Source organism: Geodermatophilus sp. SYSU D00705, assembly GCF_054050135.1.
In genome coordinates this window covers 74,556-100,626 of the sequence record NZ_JBJGYT010000011.1, presented here as the reverse complement: position 1 = coordinate 100,626, position 26,071 = coordinate 74,556, and the positions used below count along the sequence as shown (strand labels likewise).

Here is a 26,071-nt window from a genome sequence, read left to right as displayed (position 1 = left end):
ACACCGCTCGAGGAAGGAGTCCGCATGAGCGGCCGACTGCCGCAGTTCGTCATCGCCGGGGCCCCCAAGGCCGGGACGACGGCGCTGCACGCCGCCCTGGCCACGCACCCGGGGCTGTACCTGGCGCCGGTCAAGGAGCCGAAGTACCACCTGACCGACGGCCGGCCGCCGCCGCGCAGCGGGCAGCGCGGCCCCGGCGACGCGCACAGCGCCCGGGAGTGGATCTGGCGTCGGGAGGAGTACCTCGCGCTGTTCGACGCCGCTCCCGACGACGCCGTCCGCGGCGAGAGCACGCCGTTCTACCTGTACGACCGCCAGGCCCAGGAACGGCTCGTCGCCGACGTCCCCGCCGTCAAGGTGGTCGTGGTCGTGCGCGACCCGGTGGACCGGGCGTGGTCGAACTGGGTGCACCTGCGGGCCGACGGGCTGGAGCCGGTCGCCGACTTCCTCACCGCCGTCCGGCTGGAGCAGCAGCGCATCGCCGAGGGCTACGCCCCGTTCTGGCACTACCGGGGCCTGGGCCGGTACGGCGAGCAGTTGCGCGACCTGTACCGGCTCCTGCCGCGGGAGCAGGTGTTCCTGCTGCGGTACCGGCAGCTGGTCGACACCCCGCGCGAGACGCTGGACCGGGTCAGCACGTTCCTCGGCGTCGAGCCGGGGGTCGCCCACACGGTGGCCCCCGAGAACGTCAAGCCGTACGTCGCCGACACCCCGCGGTACCGGGCGCTCGCCCGCGCCGTCCGCGCCGGGGCGGCACTGGGCGCCTACGCGCCGCCGCAGGTCTGGCGGCAGGCGAGCCGGCCGCTGGTCGCCGCGCTGCACGCCGGGAGGGCGCCGCGCCCGGAGATGCCGGTCGAGGTCCGGCGCGAGGTGCTCGGGCCGCTGCTGGAGGACATCGCGCTGCTCGAGGAGCTGACCGGCGAGTCCTTCGCCGACTGGAAGGGCGACACCGGCCGGGGGGACTTCCGCTCCCGGTCGTCCGGAACCGCACCCATCCCCCGGTAGAGGAGAGACCGATGTCCGTCACCGACGAGCTGCTCGCCGCCAACGCCCGCTACGCCGAGGGCTTCTCCGGCCCGCTCCCGCTGCCGCCGTCGCGGTCGGTCGCCGTGGTGGCCTGCATGGACGCCCGCCTCGACGTGTACCGCGCGCTCGGGCTGGCCGAGGGCGAGGCGCACGTCATCCGCAACGCCGGCGGTGTCGTCACCGACGACGAGATCCGCTCGCTGGCGATCAGCCAGCGGCTGCTCGGCACGCGGGAGATCGTGCTGGTCCACCACACCGACTGCGGGATGCTGACCTTCACCGACGAGGACTTCCGCACCTCGGTCGAGCAGGACTGCGGCATCCGCCCGCACTGGCACTCCGAGGCCTTTCCCGAGCTGGAGGACGACGTCCGCGCGCAGCGGCAGCGGATCCTCGACAGCCCGTTCGTCCCGGTGAAGGACAGCGTCCGCGGCTTCGTGTTCGACGTCGCCACCGGGAGGCTCAGCGAAGTGCTCTGAGGCGGGTACCCCCGGGGCGGCGCCGCTCGCCGGCGGCCGCCCCGGACCCGCCCCGTCCGACCCCGCCCGACCAGGAGAACCATGACCACCGTCGCTCCCCCCTCCGACACGTTCGCCCGCGACTGGGCCGACTGGCACCGCCGGCACGAGACCCTCCGCGCCGACCCGCACGGATTCCTCGCCGTCACCGGCCTGCACTGGCTGACCGCCGAGCCGCAGCGGGTCCCGGGCGCCCCGGGCGCGTGGTCGACCGGCCCCCGCGGGGTCGTGGTGACCCTGGACGAGGGGGAGGAGCTGGCCGTGGACGGCGTGCCGCTGCACGGCGAGCACGGGTTCGGCGTCCTCCCGGAGCGCGGCGGGGTCACCGCGACCGCCGGCGACGCGGTGGTCGAGGTGGCCCGGCGGGGCGGGCACGACGTCGTCCGGCCCCGGCACCCCGACCACCCGCTGCGGGTCCGGTACACCGGCACGCCCACGTTCGAGCCGGACCCGCGGTGGGTCGCCGAGGGCCGCTACGTGCCGTTCGACGAGCCCCGGCCGACGACCGTCGGTGCGGCCGTCGCGGGCCTCGAGCACGTCTACGACGCCCCCGGCGCGGTCGAGTTCGAGCTCGCCGGCCGCCCCCTGCGCCTGACCGCGTTCAACGGCGCCGCGCCCGGCAGCCTGTTCGTGCTCTTCACCGACGAGACCTCCGGCGTCACCACGTACGCCGCCAACCGGTCGCTGGCGCTGCCGGCGCCCGACGCCGACGGGCGGGTGGTGCTCGACTTCAACCGGGCGGTGAACCTGCCCTGCGCCTACACCGACTTCGCGACCTGCCCGCTGCCCCCGGCGGAGAACCGGCTGCCGATCGCGGTCGAGGCCGGCGAGCAGATCCCGCTCGAGCGCCGGGCATGAGCGCCATGCACCTGGCCGTCGCCCTGGACGGCGCCGGCTGGCACCCCGCCGCCTGGCGCGAGCCGGACGCCCGGCCGGCCGAGCTGCTCACCCCCGGCTACTGGGTCGACCTGGTGCAGGAGGCCCAGCGGGGCCTGCTGGACCTCGTCACCCTCGAGGACGGCCTGTCGCTGCAGTCGACCGACCGGTACGGCCCCGACGACCGGACCGACCAGGTCCGCGGCCGGCTGGACGCCGTGCAGGTGGCCGCCCGCGTCGCGCCGGTGACCGAGGGCATCGGGCTGGTCCCGACCGCGGTGGTCACGCACACCGAGCCCTTCCACCTGTCGAAGGCGATCGCCACCCTGGACTACGTGAGCACCGGCCGCGCCGGCGTCCGGGTCAAGGTGGGCAGCAACCCCGCCGAGGCGGCGCACTTCGGCCGGCGCACCCTCCCCGCGCTGGGCAGCGTCGACCCCGCCGACCCGGCGGTGCAGGCCGCCCTGCGGGAGCTGTTCGACGAGGCCGCGGACTGGGTGGAGGTCGTCCGCCGGCTCTGGGACAGCTGGGAGGACGACGCCGAGATCCGCGACGCCGCGACCGGCCGCTTCGTCGACCGCGCCAAGCTGCACCCCGTCGACTTCGCCGGCCGCTGGTTCGCCGTGCGCGGCCCGTCGATCACGCCCCGGCCTCCGCAGGGGCAGCCCGTCGTGACCGCGCTGGCCCACCAGGCGATCCCGTTCGAGCTGGTCGGGCGCAGCGCCGACGTCGGGTTCGTGACGCCGCGGGACGCGGCCGACGCCACCGCGATCGTGGCGGAGATCCGGCGCGCCCAGGACGCGGCGGGGCGGTCGGAGGAGACGGTGCACGTCTTCGGCGACCTCGTGGTGTTCCTCGACGACGCCCCGGCCGCGGCCGCCGCCCGGCGCCGGCGGCTGGACGCGACCGCGGGCAGCGAGTACGTCAGCGACGCGAGGGTCTTCGCCGGGTCGCCCGCCCAGCTCGCCGACCTGCTGGAGGAGTGGCACGCCGCCGGGCTCACCGGCTTCCGGCTGCGCCCGGCGACGCTGCCGCACGACCTCGTGCAGGTGACCCGCGGGCTGGTGCCCGAGCTGCAGCGCCGGGGCCGGTTCCGCACCGCCTACGCGGCGACGACGCTGCGCGGGCACCTCGGCCTGCCCCGCCCCGCCAACCGCTACGCCGCCGTCTGAAGGAGCACCGTGACCAAGCAGATCCACCTGGCGGCGCACTTCCCCGGGGTCAACAACACCACCGTCTGGAGCGACCCGGCCGCCGGCAGCCACATCGAGTTCTCGTCCTTCGCCCGGTTCGCCCAGGCCGCCGAGCGGGGGAAGTTGGACTTCCTGTTCCTCGCCGAGGGGCTGCGGCTGCGCGAGCAGAACGGCCAGATCTACGACCTCGACGTCGTCGGCCGGCCCGACACCTTCACCGTGCTGGCCGCGCTGGCCGCCGTCACCGACCGCCTCGGCCTGACCGGCACGATCAACTCGACGTTCAACGAGCCCTACGAGGTGGCCCGCCAGTTCGCCACGCTCGACCACCTCTCCGGCGGGCGGGCGGCGTGGAACGTGGTCACGTCGTGGGACGCCTTCACCGGCGAGAACTTCCGGCGCGGCGGCTTCCTCCCGCAGGACCAGCGCTACGAGCGGGCCCGCACGTTCCTGGAGACCGTGCTGGAGCTGACCGGCTCGTGGCGCGGGGACGAGATCGCCGCGGACAAGGAGAGCGGGGTCTTCCTCCGAGACCCGCAGGCCGGCCGGTTCGCGCACCGCGACGCGCACTTCGACATCTCCGGCCGGTTCGACGTGCCCCGCAGCCCGCAGGGGCACCCGGTGGTCTTCCAGGCCGGGGACTCCGAGGAGGGCCGGGAGTTCGCCGCGGCCAGCGCGGACGCGATCTTCAGCCGGCACAGCACCAAGGAGGCCGCGCAGGCGTTCTACTCCGACGTCAAGGGCCGCCTGGAGCGCCACGGCCGGTCGCGGGACTCGTTGCTGATCCTCCCGGCGGCCACCTTCGTCATCGGCGACACCGACGCCGAGGCCGCGGAGCTGGCGCACGAGGTGCGGCGCCAGCAGGTGTCCGGCCAGACGGCGCTGCGGTTCCTCGAGCAGGTGTGGAACCGGGACCTGTCCGACCTCGACCCGGACGGCCCGCTGCCCGACGTCGACCCGGTGGTGGGGGAGGAGCACGTGGCGAAGGGCCGGGCGCAGGTGCGCATGTACCGCGACCCGCTGGCCACCGCCCGGCAGTGGCGGCAGCTCGCCGCGGAGAAGGGCTACTCGATCCGCGAGCTGATGATCGAGGTGCAGAGCCGGCAGACCTTCGTCGGCAGCCCGGCCACGGTCGCGGCCACCATCGACGACCTCGTGCAGTCCGACGCCGCCGACGGCTACATCCTCGTCCCGCACATCACCCCGGGCGGGCTGGACCCGTTCGTCGACCGCGTCGTCCCGCTGCTGCAGGAGCGCGGCGTCTTCCGCACCGACTACGAGGGGACGACGCTCCGCGACCACCTCGGGCTGCCCGCGGTGCGCTGAGCGCACCGCGCCCACCGCGGCACGGCCGTTGCGCCTCCCCACCGCTGGGGAGGAGGGTGTCGCGCGCGGCCGGGACGAGGGAGCGCGGGATGGCGGGCGACGGCTCGGGCTTCGCGGGGGTCGCCCGCCTCCTGGTCGGCGGCGTGCCGCTGGCCTACCGGGAGCTCGGATCGGGTGAGCCGGTCGTCCTCGTGCACGGCGGCATCAGCGACCTGCGGACCTGGACCCCGCAGCTGCAACCGGTCGCCGCCCGGTACCGGGTGATCGCCTACAGCCGCCGGTTCGCCCGCCCCAACGCCGACGTCCCGCCGGGCGCGGCCGACCCGATGGCCGTCCACGTCGACGACCTGGTCGCCGTCCTCCGGGAGCTGGACGCGGCGCCGGCGCACCTGGTCGGGAACTCGTGGGGCGCGTTCATCTGCCTGCTCACCGCGATCGCGCACCCGGACGCCGTCCGCAGCCTCGTCCTCGAGGAGCCGCCGCTGCTGTCACTGGTGCTGGGCCCGGGCCGGCGTCCGCACCCGGGGGTGCTCGCTCGCAACGTGGTCCGGCACCCGGGCACCACGCTGGGCGTCCTGGGGTTCGGCCTGCGCACCTTCGCCCCGATGGCGTGGGCCCAGCGGCGGGGGGACGACGAACGGGCGTGGCAGACCTTCGCCCGCGGCGTCCTGGGCCGGGAGGCGTTCCGGAGCCTGACGGCGGACCGCCGGCAGCAGATGCGGGAGAACGCGACGACCCTGGCGGGGAACCTGCGGGCGGGCTTCCCGCCGCTGCCCGAGCCGGCTCTCCGCAGGCTGGAGGTGCCCACGCTGCTGCTCACCGGCGCCCGGAGCCCGGCCGTCGTGCGGGGGCTCAGCCGGTGGCTGGCGACGCTGCTGCCCCGCGCGGAGCAGCTGACGGTGCCGGGCGCGTCGCACCTGGTGCACGAGGACCGGCCGGAAGCGGTCAACGACGCGATCCTGCGGTTCCTGGACCGGTGCCGGCCGGGCGACTGACGCCGCCCGGCCGGCACCGGTGGGCTCAGGAGCCGACGGCGGGGTTGACCACCGGCTCGTCGACGGCCTCGTCGGACAGGCCCCAGCGCTCGAGGGTCCGGGCGTAGGTGCCGTCCTCGAACACGTGCTGCAGCGCCGCCTCGACGGCGTCCACCAGGCCGTTGTCCTTGAGCGTGGTGGCCGCGACGTAGGTGGTGTCGGGCCACCCGGCGTTGACCGTGCCGACGATCTCGACGTCCCCGACCGACTGCTGGTAGACGGCGTTGGGGTTCGGACCGAGGTAGGTGTCGATCCGGCCCGACTGCAGCGCCAGCAGGGCGTCGGCGGCGTTGGCGTGGTACTCCAGCTGCGCGGGCTCGAGCCCGGCGGCCTCGTTCTGCGCGTTCCAGTCCAGCAGGATCCGCTCCTGGTTGGTGCCGGAGCCCACCGCGATCGTGAGGCCGGCGATGTCCTCGGCGCCGGCGATCGACAGCCCGCTGCCGGGCCTCGCGGTGAACGCCATGACGCCCTGGCGGTACGTGGCGAAGTCGAACAGCTGCAGCCGCTCGTTGTTGACGCCGACGTTGCTGAACACCGCCTCGAGGTCACCGCTCTGCACGCCGAGCGGCCACTGCTCCCAGGCCACGTTCACCACCTCGAGCTCGAGGCCGAGGGACTCGGCGACCAGCGAGGCGATGTCGACCTCGCTGCCGACGACGGTGCTGTTGTCGTCGGCGAGGAAGCCCAGCGGCGGCTCGCCGGTGCCGACGACGCCGACGGTCAGCTTCCCGTCCTCGGCGATGTCGGCGGGCACGAGCGCGGCGGTGCCGGGGTCCTCGTCGGTGTGGACCCGGCCGGCCTGCTCGGGGCTGGTGTCCACCTCCAGGACCGAGGTGGTCTCGTCGGCCTCGGCGGCGGCCGCGGCGGTGTCGGCGCGCTGGTCGGCCTCGATCTCCGCGGAGCTGGTGCAGGCCGACAGGAACACGACGGTGGACAGGGTCAGGGCGGTGGCCACGGGCAGCGCGGCGGGACGGCTGCGACGGGTGCGGGTACGGGTCATCGGGGATCTCCTCGCGGGGTTCAGGCGCCCAGGCCGGGCGGGTTGGTCTCGGCGCGGTCGACCGCCTCGGCGCCCAGGCCCCAGCGGTCCAGGACCTCCTGGTAGCTGCCGTCCTCGATGGCGGAGTTCAGCGCGGCGGTGAACGCCTCGGCCAGGCCGTTGCCCTTGGCGGTGGCGACGGCGATGTTCGCGGTGTCGGGCCAGCCGCCGTTCACGGTGCCGGCGACCGCGACGTCGTCCGGGGAGACCGCGGCGCTGTAGGCGGCGATGGCGTTGGGGCCGACGTAGGAGTCCAGCCGGCCGGACTGCAGGGCCAGGACGGCGTCGTTGTAGGACTCGTAGTAGTCGACGGTCACCGGCTCCAGGCCGGCGTCGGTGTTCTGCTGGTCCCAGGCGAGCAGGATCTGCTCCTGGTTGGTGCCGGAGCCCACGCCGACGGTGAGCCCGGCGATGTCGGCGGCCTCGTCGATCTGCAGGTCGCTGTCGGCCTCCACCAGCCAGCCGAGCTGGTCGACGCGGTAGGAGGAGAAGTCGAACAGCTGCTTGCGCTCCTCGGTCACGGTGACGTTGGAGATGGTGGCGTCGACCTCGCCGGACCGGGTGGCCAGCGGCCAGTTGGACCAGTCGTTGACGACCAGCTCCAGCTCCAGGTCGAGCGCGTCGGCGACCAGGGTGGCGATGTCGGTCTCGCTGCCGATCACGGTCTGGTTGTCGTCGGCGAAGAAGGCCAGCGGCACCGCGCCCTGGGTCACCGAGACCCGGAGCACGCCGTCCGGGAAGGCCCCCTCGGGCAGCAGCGCGATGGCCTCCTCGTCGGGGGTGGTGTGGATGCGGTCCTGCTCCGGGCTGGTGTCGACGGTGAGGGCGGTGCGCTCGCCACCCTCGTCGGCGCGGGCCTGCTCCTCGATCTCCGCAGAGCTGCTGCACGCCCCCAGCGCCAGCAGGGACACGGCGGCCAGGACGGGGACGAGGCGGGCTCGTCGGGTACGGGGGGTCACGATGGTTCTCCTCGGGCAGGCTCGAAGGACCCCCTGCCCCCCACCGCTCGCGGGCTCGCGGCGGGCCCCTACAGGGGGCCGTGGAGGCGTGGGGCTTGGATTGGATTGCGGTTCGGGTGGGGTCAGAGGACCTTGGCGAGGAAGGCGCGGGTCCGTTCGTGCTGCGGGTCGTCGAGGACGCGCTCGGGCGGGCCGGTCTCGACGATGCGGCCGGCGTCCATGAAGACCACCTGGTCGGCGGCCTCGCGGGCGAAGCCGATCTCGTGGGTGACCACGATCATCGTCGTCCCGGTGCGGGCGAGGTCCTCGATGACGCCGAGCACCTCGCCGACCAGCTCCGGGTCCAGCGCCGACGTGGGCTCGTCGAACAGCAGGACGGCCGGCCGCATCGCCAGCGCGCGGGCGATCGCCACGCGCTGCTGCTGGCCGCCGGACAGCTGCCGGGGGTAGACGTCGGCCTTGTCGGCCAGGCCCACCCGCGCCAGCAGCTCGCGGGCCTCGGCCTCCACCTCACTCCGGCGGCGGCCCTGCGCGGACACCGGCGCCTCGACCACGTTGTCCAGCGCGGTGAGGTGCGGGAAGAGGTTGAAGCCCTGGAAGACGAAGCCGAACCGCGTGCGCTGGCGCAGCAGGTCCTTCTCCTGGAGCTCGTGCAGCCGCTCGCCGTCCCGGTGGGCCCGCCGTCGGTAGCCGACGAGCTCGCCGTCGAGGGCGACGAAGCCGCGGTCGACCTTCTCCAGGTGGTTGATGCTGCGCAGCAGCGTCGACTTGCCGGAGCCCGACGGGCCCAGCACCACGGTGACGCTGCCGGGCTCGACGACCAGGTCCACGCCGTGCAGGACCTCCAGCGTGCCGAAGGACTTGTGCACCCCGTGCACCTCGACCCGGCCGGGCCGGACGGCCGCGGCGGTCACCGGGACACCTCGCGGGTGGAGGAGACGCGGGCGAGACCGGCGGTGAGGTTGGCGCGCAGCCGCTGCAGCGGTGTCGGCGGCAGCGTGCGGACCGCGCCCCGGGCGTAGTACCGCTCGACGTGGTACTGGACGACGGTGACCACCGTGGTCAGGACGACGTACCAGACGGCGGCCACGATGAGCATCGGGAGCACCCGCTGGGTGCGGCCGTAGATCACGCTGACGGTGTAGAAGAGCTCGCCGAGCGCCAGCACGTAGACGATCGAGGTGCCCTTGAACAGGCCGATGACCTCGTTGACCGCCGTCGGCACGATCGAGCGCATGGCCTGCGGCAGCACGATGCGGGTGGTCTGCCGGCGGCGCGGGATGCCGAGGGAGGCGGCCGCCTCCAGCTGGCCCTGGTCGACCGACAGGATGCCGGCGCGGACGATCTCGGCGGAGTAGGCGGCCTGGTGCAGGCCCAGGCCGAGGACGGCGGCGCCGAACTTGTCGATCAGCGAGAGGGTCTCGACGCTGGCGAAGGACGGGCCGAACGGGATGCCGAGGTCCAGTGTCTGGTACAGGTAGGCGAGGTTGTACCAGAGCAGCAGTTGCAGGATCAGCGGCACCGAGCGGAACACCCAGGTGTAGCCCCAGCTGACCGCCTGCAGCAGCGGCGAGCGGGACAGCCGCATGAGCGCCAGCACCGTGCCGAGCGCGAAGCCCAGGACCGCGGTGATCAGCGTCAGCTGGATCGTCGTCCAGACGCCGCGGACGATCGACTCCTCGGTGACGTACGCGGCGACGACGTCCCACTCCCACCGCGGGTTGGTGACCAGCGAGTTGACCACCATCGCCAGCAGGACGGCGACGACGGCGGTGGCCACCCAGCGGCCGGGGTGCCGGGCGGGCACCACCCTGAGCTGGTCGTAGGGCGTGCCGGTCGGCGGTGGTGCGGCGGTGTCCGCGGCAGGGCGGGGGACGACGGCGGTCATTCGGGGTCTCCCAGGGGCTTGTCGAAGGCGTAGCCGAGCTCGCCGGGCGGCAGGGTGCGGAGGGTGGCCAGGTCGGTGGGGCGCGGGACGGCCGGGTCGAACAGCGGGGTCCAGCCGGCGGCCAGGTAGAGGGCCTTGGCCTCGGGCTGGCGCGGGCCGGTCGTCAGGTACATGCGGGTGTAGCCGCGGGCGGCGGCGCGCGCCTCGAGCTCGGCGAGCACCCGCCGGGCCAGGCCGCGGCGCCGGTGGGCCGCGGCGGTCCACATCCGCTTGACCTCGGCGGTGCCGGGGTCGGCGTGCCGGCGGTAGGCGCCGCCTGCGACCGCGACGCCGTCCTCGAGCACCAGGATGAGCTCGCCGTCCGGGGGGAGGAACTGCTCGGCGGGGAAGCGGGCCATCTCCGCGGCCGCGCCGCCGAAGAGGTCGCCGTAGCGGGTGTCGTACTCGACGGTGAGCTCGGCGAACAGCGGCGCGGCGAGCGGGTCGTGCGGGTGGACGCGGACCACGTGCAGGCCGGTGGAGGTGGTCACGCGGTCACCTCCGTGTCCGGCCGGAGGCGCCTGGGCAGGGGGGTGCGGGACATGCGGGGTGCTCCCAGGGGACGAGCGGGTGGGGGTGCGCGGGCACGCCGCCGGCACCGCGGGAAGGCGGTGGGCAGGAGCGGGCGGGGCCGCGGGACCGGGGAACCGGTCAGGAGGGGGAATGCGTCAGCGACAGAGCGCGCTGTCGGTACGCAGGAGGTCGACCGTCGGTCGGCCGACGAGGTCGGTCGAGAGGTCGCGCACGCTCGGCGTGCCGGCGGTGCTCACGGGGGCGTGCTCCTCGTTCAGAGCCCGGGAGGGCTGCGGACTTGCCGACGCGGGATGCGTCGGCCAGGTCGTCACCCGGGGCACCCCGTCGCAGCGGAGGGTTGCCGGCCAGCGAGCCGGGGCTTGTGTGCTGGCACTCAGGACCTGGCCGGGACGATAGGCACCGGATGTCATATCCGTCAATCCCGATCGGTTTGGTAGACATTGGTGAGACACCGCACCGGCCAGGAGGAGGAGGGGGCGTGACCCGATCGGAGCTCGCACAGCGTCGGCACGTCGACCTGCTCCGCACCAGCAGCGCCCTGTGTCCGGAGGACTGACCCGCCCGTCCCTCGTCCTCCCGGCACTGGAGCGCCCCCGCATGTCCCGCCCCGACCCCCTCCGCGCCCCGACCCTGGTCGTCGTCGGCGCCGGCCCCACCGCGATCGGCGTCCTCGAACGCCTCGTCGCCTCCGCCCCCGAGCTCTCCGCCGGCCGGCGCCTGCACGTCCACCTCGTCGACCCGTTCCCGCCCGGCGGGGGTCGCGTCTGGCGCGCCGCGCAGCCCGCCCTGCTGTGGGCGAACTCGCTCGTCGGCGACGTCACCGTCCTCCCCGACCCCTCGGTCGTGGTCGACGGCCCGGTGGAGGAGGGCGCCACGCTGTGGCAGTGGGTGTGCGACGTCGCCCGGCACCGCCCGGCCGACGACCCGGTCGGCCGCGAGGCCCGCGGGCTCACCCCGTCGTCCTTCCCCTCCCGGCCGCTGGTCAACGCCTACCTCGGCTGGGTGCTCGACACGGTGGTCGCCGCTGCCGCGCCCTGGGTCGACGTCCACCTGCACGCCACCCGTGTGCTCGACGTGGCCGACACCCCCGCGGGCACCCGGGTGCGGCTGGCCGACGGCGCCGAGCTGGCCGCCGACGCCGTCGTGCTGGCCCAGGGGCACCTCGACGCGCGGCCCACGGCGGCGGAGCGGTCGACGACGGAGCGCGCCGAGCGGCACGGCCTCACCTACGTGCCCACGGGCTACACCGCCGACCTGGACCTGTCCGCGCTGGCGCCCGGGGAGGACGTCCTGGTCCGCGGGGCGGGCCTGGCCTTCGTCGACCTCGCGGTGCTGCTCACCAGCGGCCGCGGGGGACGGTTCACCCGGGACGACGACGGCCGGCTGCGCTACCACCCCTCCGGGCGGGAGCCGGTGCTGCACGTGGGCTCGCGGCGCGGCGTCCCCTACCGGTCCAAGCTCGGGTACACGTGGGCCGGCCCGCCGGTGCCGCTGCGGTTCTTCACCCTCGCCGCCGTCGACGAGGCGTTCGGCCCGTCCCGGCGGCTGGATCTGCGGGCCGACCTCGCGCCGCTGATCGAGCGGGACCTCGCCTGGGCGCACTACACCGAGCTGTTCCGGGCCTTCCCCGAGCGCACCGCCATGCCGTGGGAGGAGTTCGCCGAGGCGTACGTCGCGGCGGCCACCCCGCGCGCCGAGCGGGCGCTGGTGGCCCGCGCCGTGCCCGACCTGGTCGACCGGTTCGACCTGGCCGCGCTGGACCGCCCGCTCGCCGGCCGGTGGTTCGCCGAGCCGGAGGCGCTGCAGGACGCGGTGCGCCGGCACGTGCGCGCCGATCTCGACCGTGCCGCCGACCCGCGGTTCAGCACCGACGCCGCCGTCTTCACCGCCCTGCTGCAGTGCCACGGCACCATCGCCGCGCTGGCGGCGGCGCGGCGGCTGACGCCGCGGGCGGAGTCCGAGGACCTCGCCGGCTGGTGGATGAACCTGTTCAGCTACCTCGCCAGCGGGCCTCCCGGCCCGCGGCTGGAGGAGCTGCTCGCCCTGTCGGAGGCCGGCGTGCTGCACTTCCTCGGCGCCGGCGTCGAGGTGGTGCTGGACGAGGACGCCGGGGTCTTCCGCGCGCACTCCACCAGCTGCCCCGGGGTGGTCGAGGCCCGCGCCCTGGTCGAGGCGCGGGTGCCGTCGCCGGACGTCACCGCCACGCCGGACCCCGTCGTCACCGGCCTGCTGGGCCGCGGTGAGGCCCGCGAGCGGGTGCTCGCCGACCCCGGTGCCGCGGCCGGCGTCCGCGGCACCGGGCGGCTGGACGTCGACGCCGACCTGCGGGTGGTCACGGCATCCGGGGAGCCGCACCCGACGATCCGGGCGGCCGGCTTCTGGACCGCCGGCGCCCAGGTCGCGGCCTTCGCCCGCCCGCGCACCAACGCGCCGTTCTTCCGGCAGAACGACGCCCTCGCCCGCGACCTCTGGCACACGCTCACCGGCGCGGGGCAGGAGCCCGTCGTCCCCGTCCTCGCCGCCGGGGCCGCCTGACGCTCCCCCTCGACACGGCGTTGCAACCGTGGTTGCATCGCCGTGTGCAGCGTCCGACGTCGCCGGCCGGTGAGTGGGTGCTGCTGTCCTACCGGCTGCCGCGTGAGCCCTCCGGTCCCCGGACGACGCTGTGGCGCCGGCTGCGGCGGCTCGGCGTGGCCCAGCTGTCCGACGGCCTGGTCGCCCTGCCCGCCGACGCCCGCACCCGTGAGCAGCTGGAGTGGCTCGCCGACGACGTCCTCGAGGCCGGCGGGACGGCGGGGCTGTGGGTGGCGCGGCCGGGCAGTGCCGCCCAGGAGCGGGCCCTCGCCGCGCGGATGGCCGCGGCACGGGCGGAGGAGTACCGGGCGCTGGCGGCGGAGTGCCGGGCGGCCGCCGACGCCGATCCCGCAGAGCGCGCCCGGGCCCTGCGCCGGCTGCGCACCGAGTTCCGCGCGATCGGGCGGCGCGACTTCTTCCCGCCGCCCGAGCGCGACGAGGCGACCGCCGCGTTGCAGACCCTCACCGCGGCCGGCGACGTGGCGGTGGCGCCGTGAGGTGGGCGACCCGGGCCGGGGTGCACATCGACCGCGCCGCCTGCGCCTGGCTGATCCGCCGCTTCCTGGACCCGGAGGCGGTGTTCGTCTTCGTCTCCGACCCGGCCGAGGTGCCCGCCGACGCCACCCCGTTCGACATGCGCGGGGTCGAGCTCGGCCACCACGGCGGCGACTGCTCGTTCGAGACCATCCTGCGCCGCCACGAGCTCACCGACCCGGTGCTGTGGCGGGTCGCCGAGGCGGTGCACGAGGCCGACCTCGACGACGGGCGGTTCGACGCGCCCGAGGCGCCGGGTCTCGACGTCCTCCTGCGCGGCCTGTCGATGACCGGCACCGACGAGCAGACCCTCGCCGTCGCCGGTCCGCTGTTCGACGGGCTGTACGAGTACCACCGCCGCCGCCTGCTGCTCGGCCGCGAGCCGGCCTGACCTTCCGTCGGAGGACCTGATGCGCAGCACCGCCGACCACGGCTTCTCGGTCACCGTGTACGTCCACCACAGCCGGGCGCGCGCGTACGTCCAGGTCGTCGGCGGTGTCCTGCTCGGCCTCGGCCTGGCCGCGGCCGTCGGGCTCGACCCCGGCCTGGTCTTCGCCGCCTACACCGCCGGCACGGGTCTGCTCCTGCTGTGTCTGGGGCTGCTGCTGCCCGAGGACCCCGACGCCGCCCCCGACCAGCCCGGCCGATGCGGTCCTCCTCCGCGCTGAGCCGCCCCCGCCCGCACACGAGACGAGGACGTCCATGACCCGCGAGGCACGGCCCCGGCCGCGCACCGAACCGCCCACCGTCCCGGAGCCCGCCGACGTGGCCACGTCGGCGCCCGTGACCCCGGCGCCGACGCGGCCGCACGCGCAGAGCGTGGTGCCGTTCCGGACCGCCGTGCGTGCCTGGTTCCTGATCTCCCTCCAGACCTTCGGCGGCCCGGCCGGCCAGATCGCGGTCATGCAGCGCACCCTGGTCGACGAGAAGCGCTGGATCGGCCAGAAGCGGTTCCTGCACGCGCTGAACTACTGCACGCTGCTGCCCGGCCCGGAGGCGCAGCAGCTGGCCACCTACGTCGGGTGGCTGCTGCACGGCACCCGCGGCGGCCTGGTCGCCGGCGGGCTGTTCGTCCTGCCGGGCGTCGTCGCGCTCCTGGCGCTCTCGGCCGTCTACGTCGCCTTCGGCACCGCCACCGCGGTCACCGCCGTCTTCGTCGGGCTCGCGGCCGCGGTGCTGGCGATCGTGGCGCAGGCAGTGGTGCGGGTGGCGAAGCGGGCCCTGGACAGCCGTGCCCTGGTGGTCATCGCCGTGGCGGCGTTCCTGGCCCTCTCCCTGTTCGGCGTGCCGTTCCCGGTCGTGGTCGCGGTCGCCGGGCTCGCCGGCTGGGGGCTGGGCCGCTGGCGGCCGTCCGCGCTGCCGCAGAAGAAACCGGCCGAGGGCCCGGACGCCGGCCCGACGCCGGTGATCTCCGACGACGTGCTGCACCACGAGACCCCCACCACCCGGCGCACCCTCACGGTGCTGCTCGCCGGGCTGCTCGTGTGGGGTGTCCCGGTCGCGGCGGCCGCGGTGCTCACCGGGACGCACAGCGTCTTCACCCAGCAGGGGCTGTTCTTCTCCGGCGCCGCGGTGGTCACCTTCGGCGGCGCCTACGCCGTGCTGGCCTACGTCGCCCAGCAGGCCGTGGCCGTCTACGGCTGGCTCGGGCCGCGGGAGATGGTGCGCGGGCTGGCGCTGGCCGAGACGACGCCGGGCCCGCTGATCATGGTCGTGCAGTTCGTGGCGTTCCTCGGCGCCTACCGCGCACCCGGCGACCTGGACCCCTGGGTGGCCGCCGTGCTGGCCTCGCTGCTGGTCACCTGGGTGACGTTCGTGCCCAGCTTCCTGTTCGTGCTCCTGGGCGCCCCGTACATGGAGCGGCTGCGCGGCAACCGGTCGCTGTCGGCCGCGCTGGCCGGCATCACCGCCGCGGTCGTCGGCGTGATCGCCAACCTCGGCGTCTACTTCGCCGTCCACACGCTGTTCTCGGAGACCGTGGGGGTCGACCGCGGGCCGCTGCACCTGGAGCTGCCCGAGCCGAGCACGCTGCGGCCGGTGCCCCTGGCCATCGCCCTGGTGGCCGCGGTGCTGCTGTTCCGCGTCAAGTGGTCGGTGCTGCGCACGCTCGGCGTCTGCGCCGTGCTGGGCCTGGCCGCGGGCCTCGCGGGCCTGCCGGTCGGGTGATCTCCCGCCCGGCGGGAACAGGGCTGCCGCCCGCCGGGTTCGCCGACGTGCAATGGCGTTCCCTCGCCATCCCGCCCGTATCGGAGGACCCCGCATGTCGATCGTCGTCACCGGAGCCACCGGCCAGCTCGGCCGGCTCGTCGTGGAGGAGCTGCTCGCCCGGGGCGTCGCCCCCGGGGACGTCGTCGCCGGTGGGCGGGCGCTGGAGCGGATCGCCGACCTCGCCGAGCGCGGCGTGCGCACCCTGCGCCTGGACTACGACGACCCGGCCACCCTGGACGCCGCGTTCTCCGCGGGCGACACCGTCCTGCTGGTCTCGGGCAGCCAGCCAGGGGCGCGGGTCGCCCAGCACCGGGCCGTGGTGGACGCCGCGGTGCGGGCCGGGGTGGCCCGGATCGCCTACACCAGCATCCTGGGCGCCGACGACACGCCGCTGCTGCTCGCGCCCGACCACCGGGCGACCGAGCAGATGATCCGCGAGAGCGGCCTGCCGGCGACCCTGCTGCGCAACGGCTGGTACACCGAGAACTACGTGCCCCAGCTGCAGCAGGCGCGGGAGACCGGCGTCGTGGCGGCCAGCGTCGGCGACGGCCGGGTCGCCAGCGCCACGCGCGCGGACTACGCCGCGGCCATCGCCGGCGCGCTGGTCACCGACGGCCACGAGGGCGCGGTCTACGAGCTCTCCGGCGACACGGCCTGGAGCTTCGACGAGCTCGCCGCCGCGATCGGCGAGCTGCTGGGCCGCGAGGTCGCCTACGAGCGGCGCTCGCCGGAGGAGCAGCGCGCGGCCCTGCTGGCCGCCGGGCTCGACGAGGGCACCGCCGGGTTCGTGGTCGGGCTGGAGGGCGGCATCCGCGCCGGCGCGCTGAGCGCCACCTCCGGCGACCTCGCCAAGCTGGCCGGCCGCCCCAGCACGCCGCTGGTCGAGGGTCTGCGCCCGTTCGCCTGAGAGGAAGGATCCCCTCCCGGGTCTCCTCGCACGCTCGGGAACGCCCTGGAGGGGGCCGGAGGCGCGATCACGAACGGCGCACCACCCGGCCCGCTGTCACCGGCGGGCCGGCAGCCGGCCCTCCTCGTGGTCGAGCTCGCGCTCGAGCCGGCGCAGGCCCTCGTCGGGCAGCCGGCCGACGTCCCGCCAGTGCAGCAGCTCCTCGCGCTGGGCGCCGAGCACGGCCTTGCGCACCCGCAGCGCCGCCTCGTACTCCGGCGACATCGGCACCTCGCCGCCCTCCGCGGACTGCAGCACGTCCAGCCGGCGCCGGTAGCGGTCGAGGCGGGCCTGCAGCTGCGCGCGGATGGTCTCGATCGCCTCGTCGTCGACGTGGTCGTGCTGCTCGGCGGCCAGCTCGTCGAGCCGCCGCAGGCCGGCCTCCACCGAGGCCGCCCGCGCCTCGTTGCGCAGCCGGGCCTGGTCGGCCTCGTCGGCCCGCAGGTCCAGGGCGCGCGCCAGCGGGGCGAAGGTCAGCCCCTGGCCGACCAGCGTGACCAGCACGGCGAGGAAGGCGCAGAACAGCAGCAGGTTGCGGTCGGGGAACGGCTCCCCGGTGTCCGTGGTCAGGGGCAGGGTGAAGATCGCCGCGAGGCTGATCACCCCGCGGGTGCCGGCCCAGCTGAGGACGACGATCTCCCGGCCCGACAGCCGCGTCAGCGCGGTCCGCGGGTCGCCGTCCTCCCCGGCCAGGTCCTCGCCGCCCAGCCGGGTGTGCAGCGACTGCGGCAGGTGCTCGGTGAGCCACAGCCACAGCGGCCGCAGCAGCAGCACCACCCCGACGGTGATCAGCGACGCGGTCACGATCGTGCCGGTCGTGTACTGGTCCAGGCCGCGGATGACCGCGGGCAGCTGCTGGCCGATGAGCAGGAAGACGACGCCCTCGAGCAGGAAGTCGACCAGCCGCCAGACCGCGTCGGTCTGCAGCCGGGTCGCGCCGGTCGCCCAGACCGGGAAGTTGTGCCCGATGATCAGCCCCGCGACGACGACGGCCAGCACCCCCGACACGTGCAGGCTCTCGGCCAGCAGGTAGGCCACGAACGGGGTGGCCAGGGAGATCGCGTTCGACGACAGCGGGTCCCGGCGCAGCTTGCGCAGCGGCCGGACCGCATGGGCGATGAACACCCCGACCGCCACGCCGCCGGCGGCGACGACGACGAACTGCCCGACCGCGGCCGGGGTGGAGAACCCGTCCCCCTGCGCGGCGGCGACCGCGACCGACAGGATGGTGAGGGCCGTGGCGTCGTTGAGCAGCCCCTCGCCCTGGATCAGGGTGATCAGCCGCGGCGGCAGGCCCACCTTGCGGCCGACGGCGAGCGCGGCGACCGGGTCGGGCGGGGCCACGGCGGCGCCCAGCGCGATCCCCGCCGCGAGGGTGGCGCCGGCGACGAACAGCTCGAAGCCGATGCCGATCACCAGCGCGGTGGCGGTCACGAGCAGCACCGAGAGGCTGACCACCGTCCGCAGGTTGCGGCGGATCGCGGTCAGGGAGCTGTCGAGAGCAGCGCTGTAGAGGAGGGGTGGCAGCACCAGGGTGAGCACGAGGTGGGGGTCGAGCGCGATGTTCGGGCCGGGCAGGTAGGCGTAGGCGATGCCGATCAGGGTCAGCAGCGCCGCGGCCGGCAGCCCGCTGCGGTCGGCCAGCCAGCGCACCGCCACGATCACCGCGACCGCGCCGAGGACCAGCAGCAACAGGGGATCCACGTGCACCTCCGCATACTTCCCGACCGGCCGGGAGCGGGCAGTGCGGCCCGCCGATGACTTCCGGCCCGTCCCGCGGTCGGAGCGGTGAGGACGAGGAGAGGAGCGCCACCATGACCGCTGCGCGATCGACGGGGCCGGGACCGCTGGACACCGAGTTCACCGCCCAGCTGCTCCGCAGCCCCGCGGACGGCGGGTGGACCTACGTGCAGATGCCGCGGTCGGCCGAGTTCTTCGGCACCCGCGGCCTGGTCAAGGTGCGCGGCACCATCGACGGGCGGCCGTTCCGCAGCTCGTTCATGGCCCTGGGCGACGGCACGCACAAGCTCCCGGTGCGGGCCGACGTGCGCGACGCGATCGGCAAGCAGGCCGGCGACACGGTCACCGTCCACCTGGAGGAACGGCTCGGCTGAGCGCGCGCACGGCGTCCCCGGCCGGTCGCCGTCCCTGGCGTACTGTGCCGGGATCATGCAGCGGGTGCGCCGCCCGGCCGAGGTGATGGGGACGTCGTGAACGAAGCGGTCGTGCCCTCCGCCCGCGCCGGTGGCCGCGCGGGCGCCCGGGTCGGTCACGGGGCGGTCGCCGTCTTCGACGCCGACTGGACCCTCGTGGCGGTCGACCAGGCCACCGCCGACCTGCTGGGACGCCGGCGCGAGGAGCTGGTCGACCGGAACATCTGGATCGCGCTGCCCGAGCTGGCCGGCACGATCTTCCACAGCTTCCTGCTGCACGCCCGCAGCGTCGGTGAGCGGGTGACCTGGCGCGGCTTCTACGCCCCCGCGGAGCGCTGGCTCGACGCCACGGCGCACCGCGCCGGCGACCAGCTGCACGTGCACCTGCGGGAGAGCGCCGGGCCGCTGCCCGAGGGGCTGCGGGCCGAGGACGCCGATGCCCGCTCCGACGCCGCGGCCGAGGACGACCGCCTGCGCTTCCTCGCCGAGGTGAGCGAGGCGATGATCAGCACGCTCGACGCCGGGGAGTCGGTGGGCAAGCTGGTCGACCTCGTCGTCCCCCGGCTGGCCGACTGGGCCGTGGTCACGGTCGTCGGGGACGACGGGCAGTCCCCGGAGGAGCGCTGGGCACACCGCGACCCCGCCCGGCTGGCCGACCTCGAGACCTACATGCTCGGGCGCCTCCAGACCCCCGGCGACGACAGCAACCCGATGGCCGCCGCGCTGCTCACCGGCGAGCCGGTCCACCTGCCCTGGATCGACCCGGCCCTCGTGGAGCCGGCGCTGGGCAGCGACGAGGTGCGGGAGGCATGGGAGCGGCTGGACGCCGGCTCGATCACGATCGTGCCGCTGCGGGCCCGCTCGGAGACCTTCGGCGCCCTCGGCCTGGTGAACTCCTCGGGGCGGGCGGCCCACGGGGAGATGGAGATCGCGACGGCGGTCGAGGTCGCCCGGCGCGCCTCGCTGGCCATCGACAACGCCCGGCTCTACGGGCGGCAGCTCAAGGTCGCCGAGACGCTGCAGCGCAGCCTGCTGACCCCGCCGCCCCAGCCCGACGAGCTGGAGATCGCCGTCCGGTACCAGCCGGCGTCGAGCACGCTGCACGTGGGCGGGGACTGGTACGACGCCTTCCAGCAGCCCGACGGCGCGACGCTGCTGGTCATCGGGGACGTCGTCGGCCACAACGTCGACGCGGCCGCGGCGATGGGCCAGCTGCGCAGCATCGTCCGAGGGATCGCCTTCGACCGGCAGGAGGAGCCGGCGCGGATCCTCACCCGGGTCGACGCGGTCATGTCCGGGCTGCAGGTCAGCACCCTGGCCACCGTCCTCATCGCGCGCATCGAGCAGGCCCGGGAACTGGCCGGGACCGGCCGGCGCACGGTGCGGTGGTCCTCGGCGGGACACCTGCCCCCGCTGCTGCTGCGGGCCGACGGGCGGGTCGAGCTGCTGGCCTCCCCGCCGGAGACGCTGCTGGGCGCGGACTCCCCCCACCCGCGGTCGGACTCCGTCGCCGACGTCGGCCCCGGGGACACGCTGGTCTTCTACACCGACGGGCTGGTCGAGCAGGGCCGCACCGGCATCGACGAGGGCACCGACCGGCTGCTCGCCGCCGTCGCGGCGGTCGGCCCGCAGCCGGTCGACGAGCTGTGCGACGAGCTGCTGGGCCGGATCGTCGGGGGCCGTCCGGACGACGACGTCGCGATCGTCGCCGTCCGCTGCCACGAGCAGGAGGGGCGCCCGGCCGGCTGACCGGCACCGCGTCCGCGCGCCGGCCGTCCGGCTCCCGGGTGCGGCATGCTCCCAGCACCCCGAGTTCCCCCGTCGAAGGGACGCCCATGTCAGCCCTGTCCGGGTTCGCCGCCGCCCTGGTCGGCGGCCGCATCGAGGTCGTGGACCTCACCGCCCCGCTGTCGGCCGAGACCCCGGTCATCCAGCTGCCCGAGCAGTTCGCCCAGACCGCGCGCTTCGAGCTCGAGGAGCTCAGCCGGTACGACGACCGCGGTCCGGCCTGGTACTGGAACAACTTCCGGTCCGGCGAGCACACCGGCACGCACTTCGACGCGCCCAACCACTGGGTGACCGGCAAGGACGGCGAGGACGTCGCCTCCGTGCCGCTGCAGCGGCTGATCGCCCCGGCGGCGGTCCTCGACTTCTCCGCGCAGGCCGCCGCCGACCCCGACTTCCTGCTCGAGGTCGAGCACGTGCGGGCGTGGGAGGCCGAGCACGGGCCGCTGCCCGAGGGCGGGTGGCTGCTCTACCGCACCGGCTGGGACGCCCGCAGCGCCTCGCAGGAGGAGTTCCTCAACGCCGACGACGCCGGCGCGCACACCCCGGGCATCTCGCCGGACTGCGCGCGCTGGCTGGCCGAGGAGGCGCCGGTGGTCGGCGTGGGCGTGGAGACCGTGGGCACCGACGCGGGGGCGGCGCACTCCTTCGACCCGCCGTTCCCGTGCCACGCGGCGCTCATGGGCAGCGGCAAGTACGGGCTGACCCAGCTGCAGAACCTGGCGCAGCTGCCGCCCACCGGGGCGGTGCTGGTGCCGGCGCCGCTGCCGATCGTCTCGGGTTCCGGCTCGCCGGCGCGGGTCCTGGCCCTCGTCGACCGCGGATGACGTCGCGCACCACCGTCGCCGAGGCCGTCGGCGCCGCCCTGGTCGGCTGCGGGGTCGGCGCCGTGTTCGGCGTCGTCGGCTCCGGCAACTTCGCCGTCACCAACGCCATGGTGGCCGCCAGGGCCCGGTTCGTGGCCGCCCGCCACGAGGGCGGCGCGGCGACCATGGCCGACGCCCACGCCCGGATGACCGGCCGGCCGGTGGTGCTGAGCGTGCACCAGGGCTGCGGGCTGACCAACGCGATGACCGGCATCACGGAGGCGGCCAAGAGCCGCACCCCGTTGCTGGTGGTCGCTGCGGAGGCGTCCGCGCCGACGTCGAACTTCGCCGTCGACCAGTCGGGGCTGGCGGCCGCGGTCGGCGCGGTGCCGATGCGGGTCACCTCGGCCGGTGACGCGCTGGACCAGGTGGCCGCCGCGGTCCGGGCCGCCGTCCACGGCCGGCGGACGGTGCTGCTCAACCTGCCGCTGGACGTGCAGGTGGCGCAGCTCCCGGTGCCGTCCGGGCCCCCGCCGGTGCCCGCTCCCGCCGAGCCGGTGGTGACCCCGGAGCACGTGGAGCGGCTCGTGCACGCGCTGCGGCACGCCCGGCGGCCGGTGTTCGTCGCCGGCCGCGGTGCCCGGGGCTCCCGCGCGGCGCTCGAGGACCTCGCCGCGCGCTGCGGCGCCCTGCTGGCGACCTCGGCGGTGGCGCGCGGCCTCTTCCGCGGCGACCCGTGGTCGCTCGACGTCTCGGGCGGGTTCGCCTCGCCGCTCGCCGCAGAGCTGATCAGCGGCGCCGACCTCGTCGTCGGCTGGGGGTGCGCGCTCAACATGTGGACGATGCGGCACGGCCGGCTCATCGGCCGCTCCGCCGTCGTCGTCCAGGTCGACGACGACCCCGCGGCCCTCGGCGTCCACCGCGACCTGACCTTCGGGGTGGTCGGCGACGTCCGGAGGACGGCGGAGGCCGCGGCCGCCGTCCTCGGGGAGCGGGCCGTCGAGGGCTACCGGACGCCGGACGTGCGCGCCGCGATCGCCGACCGGGTGCGCTGGCGGGACGTGCCCTTCGCGCCGGTCGGGGGCGCCGGACGGATCGACCCGCGCACGCTGACCATCGCGCTGGACGACCTGCTGCCGGCCGAGCGCGTGGTCGCCGTCGACTCGGGCAACTTCATGGGCTACCCGAGCATGTTCCTCGACGTCCCCGACGAGCAGGGCTTCTGCTTCACCCAGGCCTTCCAGTCCGTCGGTCTGGGGCTGGCCTCGGCGATCGGCGCGGCGCTGGCCCGACCGGACCGGCTGCCGGTGGCCGCCCTCGGCGACGGCGGCGCGCTCATGAGCGCCTCGGAGCTGGAGACGGTGGTCCGGCTGGGGCTGCCGATGGTGGTCGTCGTCTACGACGACGCGGCCTACGGCGCCGAGGTGCACCACTTCGGGCCGGAGGGCCACCCCCTGGACACCGTCCGCTTCCCCGACGCCGACCTGGCGGCGATCGCCCGCGGGTACGGCTTCGTCGGGGTGACCGTGCGCGGCGTCGAGGACCTCGACGCGGTGGCCGACTGGGTGGCCGGCCCGCGTACGGCGCCGCTGCTCATCGACGCCAAGGTCGCCGCCGACGAGCCGTCGTGGTGGCTGGAGGAGGCGTTCCGCGGCCACTGACGGTGCCGTGAGCATCGCAGGGAGCGCCAGCGACCGAGGAGCGGAGCGGCGCCGGAAGGGGCCAGGGGGCGCGGCCACTGACGGTGCCGCCTCTCCCCGTGATCATGGCGCCGGGACCGCCGGAGGCCGCTCCGGCGTGGTTCCGGCGCCGTGATCGCCGCAGGCGGGGCGGTCAGCCGGCGATGCGGCGGGCGCTGTTGTAGCCGCCCATCGAGTCGATCGACGCGACCTTCACCGGCTGGCCGTAGGTGGAGGCGTGCACCATCTGCCCGTTGCCGACGTAGATGCCGACGTGGCTGACCGGGCTGTAGAAGAACACCAGGTCACCGGGCTGCAGTGCCGACCGCGAGACGGGGGCCCCCATCGTCGACTGGATCCGGCTGGAGTGCGGGAGGCTGATGCCCGCCGCGGCGTAGGCGTACTGCACCAGCCCGGAGCAGTCGAAGGAGTTGGGCCCGGCCGCGGCCCACACGTACGGGTCGCCCTGCTGGGCCAGCGCGGTCTCGACGGCCCGCTGCGCGGCGGCGCTGCCGCCGGCCACGGGCGCGGCGGGGGCGGGAGCAGGCGCGGGTGCGGGTGCGGCGGCCGACCGGGCGCCGCCGGCGGCCGGGGCCGGCGGGGCGGCGGGTGCGGGGGCGGCTGGTGCCGGGGCCGCCTGAGTCGTGGCGGCCTGAGCGGCGGCGGCCCGTGCGGCCTCCTCGGCGGCCCGGCGCTCGGCGGCCTCCCGCGACGCCCGCTCCTCCTCGGCGACCAGCCGGTCGTACTCGGCCTGGAACCGCGCCACCTGCCGGTCGAGGTCGGCCTGCTTCGCGGCGACCTGGTCGACCAGGGCCTGCGCGTCGGCGGCCGCCTGCTCGGCGGAGGCGCGGGCGGCGTCGGCGTCGCCGGCGGCCTGCTGGGCCCCGCCGAGGACGCCGTTGTTGTGGTCGGCGATGGTCTGCAGCGTGCCGACGCGGTCGAGCAGCTCCTCCGGCGAGTCGCTGGTGAGCATGGCCGACAGCGTGCTCAGCCGGTCGCCGGTGAAGGCGCCGCGGGCGACCGCGCGCACCTGCTCGCGAGCGGTGGCGAGGGCGTCCTCGGCGGCGGCCAGTTCCGCGCCGGCCGCGGTGGCGGCGTCCTGGCTGGTCCGCAGCCGCTCGCGGGCCTCGTTGAACTGCTCGGTGACGACCTCGAGGTCGTGGGCCTTGGCGGCGACGAGCGCGGCGGCGTCCTGTGAGGTGGCCGGATCGCCGGGAGCGGCCGACGCCGCGGGGAGGCTGGTCAGGGTGAGCCCGCCGGCGGCGACGAGGCCGACCAGGAGGCGGGGCAGCGCGCGGGCAGGGGCGTGCGACGTCGCCATGGTGGGCGGGTCTGTCCTCTCTTCCACAGCCGCCTACCGAGTTAGCTGACGGGTTCGGGCGGGAAGGCGCCCGGCGTCCACGGCCCTCGCGAGGCCGCGGTCGCTTCACCCCAGTACTGCGGTGGGTCCCCGGTCCCTGGTGCCGGCGGAACGGGCCGGCGCAGGGTTCGGCGGCGTCCGGCCGGTGTCACAGGGGAGTGACGGAACGACCCGTCCGGACGCCGTCACGCTAGGTCGGCACCAGGGGGGCGACAAACCGGGCGACCGGCTCGCGCGGACACCCCGGCCGGTGCTGACGCGCTGTGACGACACCGCCCGGGATCAGAGGTTGCCGCGGCGTTCCTGCTCCCGCTCGATCGCCTCGAACAGCGCCTTGAAGTTGCCCTTGCCGAAGCCGAGCGAACCGTGTCGCTCGATCAGCTCGAAGAACACCGTCGGCCGGTCGCCGGTCGGCCGGGTGAAGATCTGCAGCAGGTACCCGTCCTCGTCGCGGTCGACCAGGATGCCGCGGCGCTGCAGCTCCTCCACCGGCACGCGGACGGTGCCGATGCGGGCCCGCAGCTCCGGGTCCTCGTAGTAGGAGTCCGGTGTCGGGAGGAACTCCACGCCCTCGGCGGTCATCGCGTCGACGGTGGCGAGGATGTCGCCGGTGGCCAGTGCGACGTGCTGGGCGCCAGGGCCGCCGTAGAACTCCAGGTACTCGTCGATCTGCGAGCGCTTCCTGCCCGCGGCCGGCTCGTTGAGCGGGAACTTCACGCGGTGGTTGCCGTTGGCGACGACCTTGCTCATCAGTGCGGAGTAGTCGGTGGCGATGTCCGCGCCGACGAACTCCGCCATGTTGGTGAAGCCCATGACCCGCCGGTAGAAGTCCACCCAGCGGTCCATGGCTCCGAGCTCGACGTTGCCGACGACGTGGTCGATCGCCTGGAACAGCCGCCGCGGCGCACCCGGGCGCCGCTGGTGTGCCGACGTCCGCGCCACGTACCCGGGCAGGTAGGGGCCGGTGTAGCGCGAGCGGTCGACGAGGCTGTGCCGCGTGTCGCCGTAGGTCGCGATCGCGGCCAGCCGGACGGTGCCGTGCTCGTCGGTGACGTCGTGCGGCGGCTCGAGGACGGTCGCCCCCTGGGCCGCGGCGTGGGCGACGCAGCGGTCCACGTCGGGCACGGCCAGGGCGATGTCGACGATGCCGTCCCCGTGCCGGCGGTGGTGGTCGGCCAGCGGGCTGGTCGGGGAGTAGGCGCCCGTGACCACGAACCGGGCGGCGCCGGAGCGGAGGACGTAGGCCCGGCAGTCCCGGTTGCCGGTCTCCGGCCCCGAGTAGGCGACCAGCTCCATCCCGAACGCGGACTGGAAGAAGTGGGCGGTCTGGGTGGCGTTGCCCGCGATCCAGACCAGGGCGTCCCAGCCGCTGACCGGGAAGGGGTCGGTGGCGGGGTCGTGCTCGACCAGCCCGACCAGCTGCCGCAGCTGCTCGGCGCTGAGCTCGGCCAGGCGCTCGTCGTCGGTGAGGACCTGCTCGAGGGTCCCGTGCGGCTCGGTGGCGGTCATGTCGCCCTCCCGGATGATCCCGTCTCCCTGCGTGCGTCCAGCACACCTCCGGGCGCCCGGGATGGGCAAGATGACCGTCTCGGGC

Annotated in this window: 24 protein-coding genes and 2 riboswitches; of the genes, 16 read left to right on the top strand and 8 right to left on the bottom strand. The window is 75.4% G+C overall.

The genetic code is table 11. The features are described from left to right. Window positions 1-24 precede the first annotated feature (24 nt). The 6 genes from ACI78Q_RS11335 (at window position 25) to ACI78Q_RS11310 (ending at window position 5,934) form a co-directional block, all read left to right on the top strand. Window positions 25-1,005, top strand: coding sequence for a sulfotransferase (locus tag ACI78Q_RS11335; protein ID WP_456923466.1), 981 nt, complete (start codon window positions 25-27; stop codon window positions 1,003-1,005). 11 nt (window positions 1,006-1,016) lie between these two features. Continuing rightward, complete coding sequence (locus ACI78Q_RS11330) at window positions 1,017-1,505, top strand: beta-class carbonic anhydrase (protein WP_456923465.1); 489 nt, start codon at window positions 1,017-1,019, stop codon at window positions 1,503-1,505. 81 nt (window positions 1,506-1,586) lie between these two features. Further along, on the top strand, window positions 1,587-2,402 hold the full coding sequence (locus tag ACI78Q_RS11325; protein WP_456923464.1) for a DUF1684 domain-containing protein: 816 nt from the start codon (window positions 1,587-1,589) through the stop codon (window positions 2,400-2,402). Beyond that, window positions 2,399-3,592: an LLM class flavin-dependent oxidoreductase gene (locus ACI78Q_RS11320; RefSeq protein WP_456923463.1), complete on the top strand. Its 1,194-nt coding sequence runs from the start codon at window positions 2,399-2,401 to the stop codon at window positions 3,590-3,592. Before ACI78Q_RS11325 ends, ACI78Q_RS11320 begins: the two co-directional genes overlap by 4 nt. A gap of 9 nt (window positions 3,593-3,601) precedes the next feature. Continuing rightward, on the top strand, window positions 3,602-4,939 hold the full coding sequence (locus tag ACI78Q_RS11315; protein ID WP_456923462.1) for an NtaA/DmoA family FMN-dependent monooxygenase: 1,338 nt from the start codon (window positions 3,602-3,604) through the stop codon (window positions 4,937-4,939). Window positions 4,940-5,028: 89 nt separating this feature from the next. Next, window positions 5,029-5,934 (top strand): alpha/beta fold hydrolase, encoded by a 906-nt coding sequence (locus ACI78Q_RS11310; protein WP_456923461.1) that lies wholly within the window; start codon window positions 5,029-5,031, stop codon window positions 5,932-5,934. A gap of 25 nt (window positions 5,935-5,959) precedes the next feature. Here ACI78Q_RS11310 and ACI78Q_RS11305 read toward each other — a convergent pair whose 3' ends face one another. The 5 genes from ACI78Q_RS11305 to ACI78Q_RS11285 all read right to left on the bottom strand — a co-directional run bounded on the left by ACI78Q_RS11305 (window position 5,960) and on the right by ACI78Q_RS11285 (window position 10,389). Further along, on the bottom strand, window positions 5,960-6,973 hold the full coding sequence (locus tag ACI78Q_RS11305; RefSeq protein ID WP_456923460.1) for an ABC transporter substrate-binding protein: 1,014 nt from the start codon (window positions 6,971-6,973) through the stop codon (window positions 5,960-5,962). 20 nt (window positions 6,974-6,993) lie between these two features. Beyond that, window positions 6,994-7,971 (bottom strand): ABC transporter substrate-binding protein, encoded by a 978-nt coding sequence (locus ACI78Q_RS11300; RefSeq protein WP_456923459.1) that lies wholly within the window; start codon window positions 7,969-7,971, stop codon window positions 6,994-6,996. A gap of 122 nt (window positions 7,972-8,093) precedes the next feature. After that, on the bottom strand, window positions 8,094-8,885 hold the full coding sequence (locus tag ACI78Q_RS11295) for an amino acid ABC transporter ATP-binding protein (protein ID WP_456923457.1): 792 nt from the start codon (window positions 8,883-8,885) through the stop codon (window positions 8,094-8,096). Next, a complete protein-coding gene (locus ACI78Q_RS11290) occupies window positions 8,882-9,859 on the bottom strand; it encodes an amino acid ABC transporter permease (RefSeq protein ID WP_456923456.1) in 978 nt (325 codons plus the stop codon). Before ACI78Q_RS11290 ends, ACI78Q_RS11295 begins: the two co-directional genes overlap by 4 nt. After that, complete coding sequence (locus tag ACI78Q_RS11285) at window positions 9,856-10,389, bottom strand: GNAT family N-acetyltransferase (protein WP_456923455.1); 534 nt, start codon at window positions 10,387-10,389, stop codon at window positions 9,856-9,858. The genes ACI78Q_RS11290 and ACI78Q_RS11285 overlap by 4 nt, the downstream gene beginning before the upstream one ends. Window positions 10,390-10,700: 311 nt before the next feature. Then, window positions 10,701-10,813: riboswitch (SAM riboswitch) on the bottom strand. A 216-nt stretch (window positions 10,814-11,029) separates the two neighbouring features. Here ACI78Q_RS11285 and ACI78Q_RS11280 point away from each other — a divergent pair. The 6 genes from ACI78Q_RS11280 (at window position 11,030) to ACI78Q_RS11255 (ending at window position 16,655) form a co-directional block, all read left to right on the top strand. Then, window positions 11,030-12,967: an FAD/NAD(P)-binding protein gene (locus ACI78Q_RS11280; RefSeq protein WP_456923454.1), complete on the top strand. Its 1,938-nt coding sequence runs from the start codon at window positions 11,030-11,032 to the stop codon at window positions 12,965-12,967. 44 nt (window positions 12,968-13,011) lie between these two features. Then, window positions 13,012-13,503, top strand: a complete 492-nt coding sequence (locus ACI78Q_RS11275; protein WP_456923453.1) for a Chromate resistance protein ChrB — start codon at window positions 13,012-13,014, stop codon at window positions 13,501-13,503. Further along, entirely contained in the window at window positions 13,500-13,931 is a 432-nt protein-coding gene (locus ACI78Q_RS11270; protein ID WP_456923452.1) for a chromate resistance protein ChrB domain-containing protein, read from the top strand. Before ACI78Q_RS11275 ends, ACI78Q_RS11270 begins: the two co-directional genes overlap by 4 nt. A 19-nt stretch (window positions 13,932-13,950) precedes the next feature. Continuing rightward, window positions 13,951-14,208 (top strand): hypothetical protein, encoded by a 258-nt coding sequence (locus ACI78Q_RS11265; protein ID WP_456923451.1) that lies wholly within the window; start codon window positions 13,951-13,953, stop codon window positions 14,206-14,208. 34 nt (window positions 14,209-14,242) lie between these two features. Next, window positions 14,243-15,706 carry a chromate efflux transporter gene (gene chrA, locus ACI78Q_RS11260; protein WP_456923450.1) on the top strand — a complete coding sequence of 488 codons (1,464 nt, stop codon included), beginning with the start codon at window positions 14,243-14,245 and terminating at the stop codon, window positions 15,704-15,706. 94 nt (window positions 15,707-15,800) lie between these two features. Continuing rightward, on the top strand, window positions 15,801-16,655 hold the full coding sequence (locus ACI78Q_RS11255) for an SDR family oxidoreductase (protein WP_456923449.1): 855 nt from the start codon (window positions 15,801-15,803) through the stop codon (window positions 16,653-16,655). Window positions 16,656-16,751: 96 nt separating this feature from the next. Here ACI78Q_RS11255 and ACI78Q_RS11250 read toward each other — a convergent pair whose 3' ends face one another. Beyond that, window positions 16,752-18,398, bottom strand: a complete 1,647-nt coding sequence (locus ACI78Q_RS11250; RefSeq protein WP_456923448.1) for a Na+/H+ antiporter — start codon at window positions 18,396-18,398, stop codon at window positions 16,752-16,754. Window positions 18,399-18,508: 110 nt separating this feature from the next. Between ACI78Q_RS11250 and ACI78Q_RS11245 the strand changes: the two genes are divergently transcribed. From ACI78Q_RS11245 to ACI78Q_RS11230, 4 genes are all read left to right on the top strand, one after another. Beyond that, entirely contained in the window at window positions 18,509-18,808 is a 300-nt protein-coding gene (locus ACI78Q_RS11245) for a DUF1905 domain-containing protein (protein ID WP_456923447.1), read from the top strand. A gap of 96 nt (window positions 18,809-18,904) precedes the next feature. After that, entirely contained in the window at window positions 18,905-20,596 is a 1,692-nt protein-coding gene (locus tag ACI78Q_RS11240) for a SpoIIE family protein phosphatase (protein WP_456923446.1), read from the top strand. A gap of 86 nt (window positions 20,597-20,682) precedes the next feature. Next, a complete protein-coding gene (locus ACI78Q_RS11235) occupies window positions 20,683-21,459 on the top strand; it encodes a cyclase family protein (RefSeq protein WP_456923445.1) in 777 nt (258 codons plus the stop codon). Beyond that, entirely contained in the window at window positions 21,456-23,099 is a 1,644-nt protein-coding gene (locus tag ACI78Q_RS11230; protein WP_456923444.1) for a thiamine pyrophosphate-binding protein, read from the top strand. Before ACI78Q_RS11235 ends, ACI78Q_RS11230 begins: the two co-directional genes overlap by 4 nt. A 172-nt stretch (window positions 23,100-23,271) precedes the next feature. Here ACI78Q_RS11230 and ACI78Q_RS11225 read toward each other — a convergent pair whose 3' ends face one another. Then, a complete protein-coding gene (locus ACI78Q_RS11225; protein WP_456923443.1) occupies window positions 23,272-24,438 on the bottom strand; it encodes a C40 family peptidase in 1,167 nt (388 codons plus the stop codon). Window positions 24,439-24,453: 15 nt separating this feature from the next. Then, a riboswitch (cyclic di-AMP (ydaO/yuaA leader) is annotated at window positions 24,454-24,596 on the bottom strand. A gap of 163 nt (window positions 24,597-24,759) precedes the next feature. Then, window positions 24,760-25,986: a 4-hydroxyphenylpyruvate dioxygenase gene (gene hppD, locus ACI78Q_RS11220; RefSeq protein ID WP_456923442.1), complete on the bottom strand. Its 1,227-nt coding sequence runs from the start codon at window positions 25,984-25,986 to the stop codon at window positions 24,760-24,762. Between the last annotated feature and the right edge of the window lie 85 nt (window positions 25,987-26,071).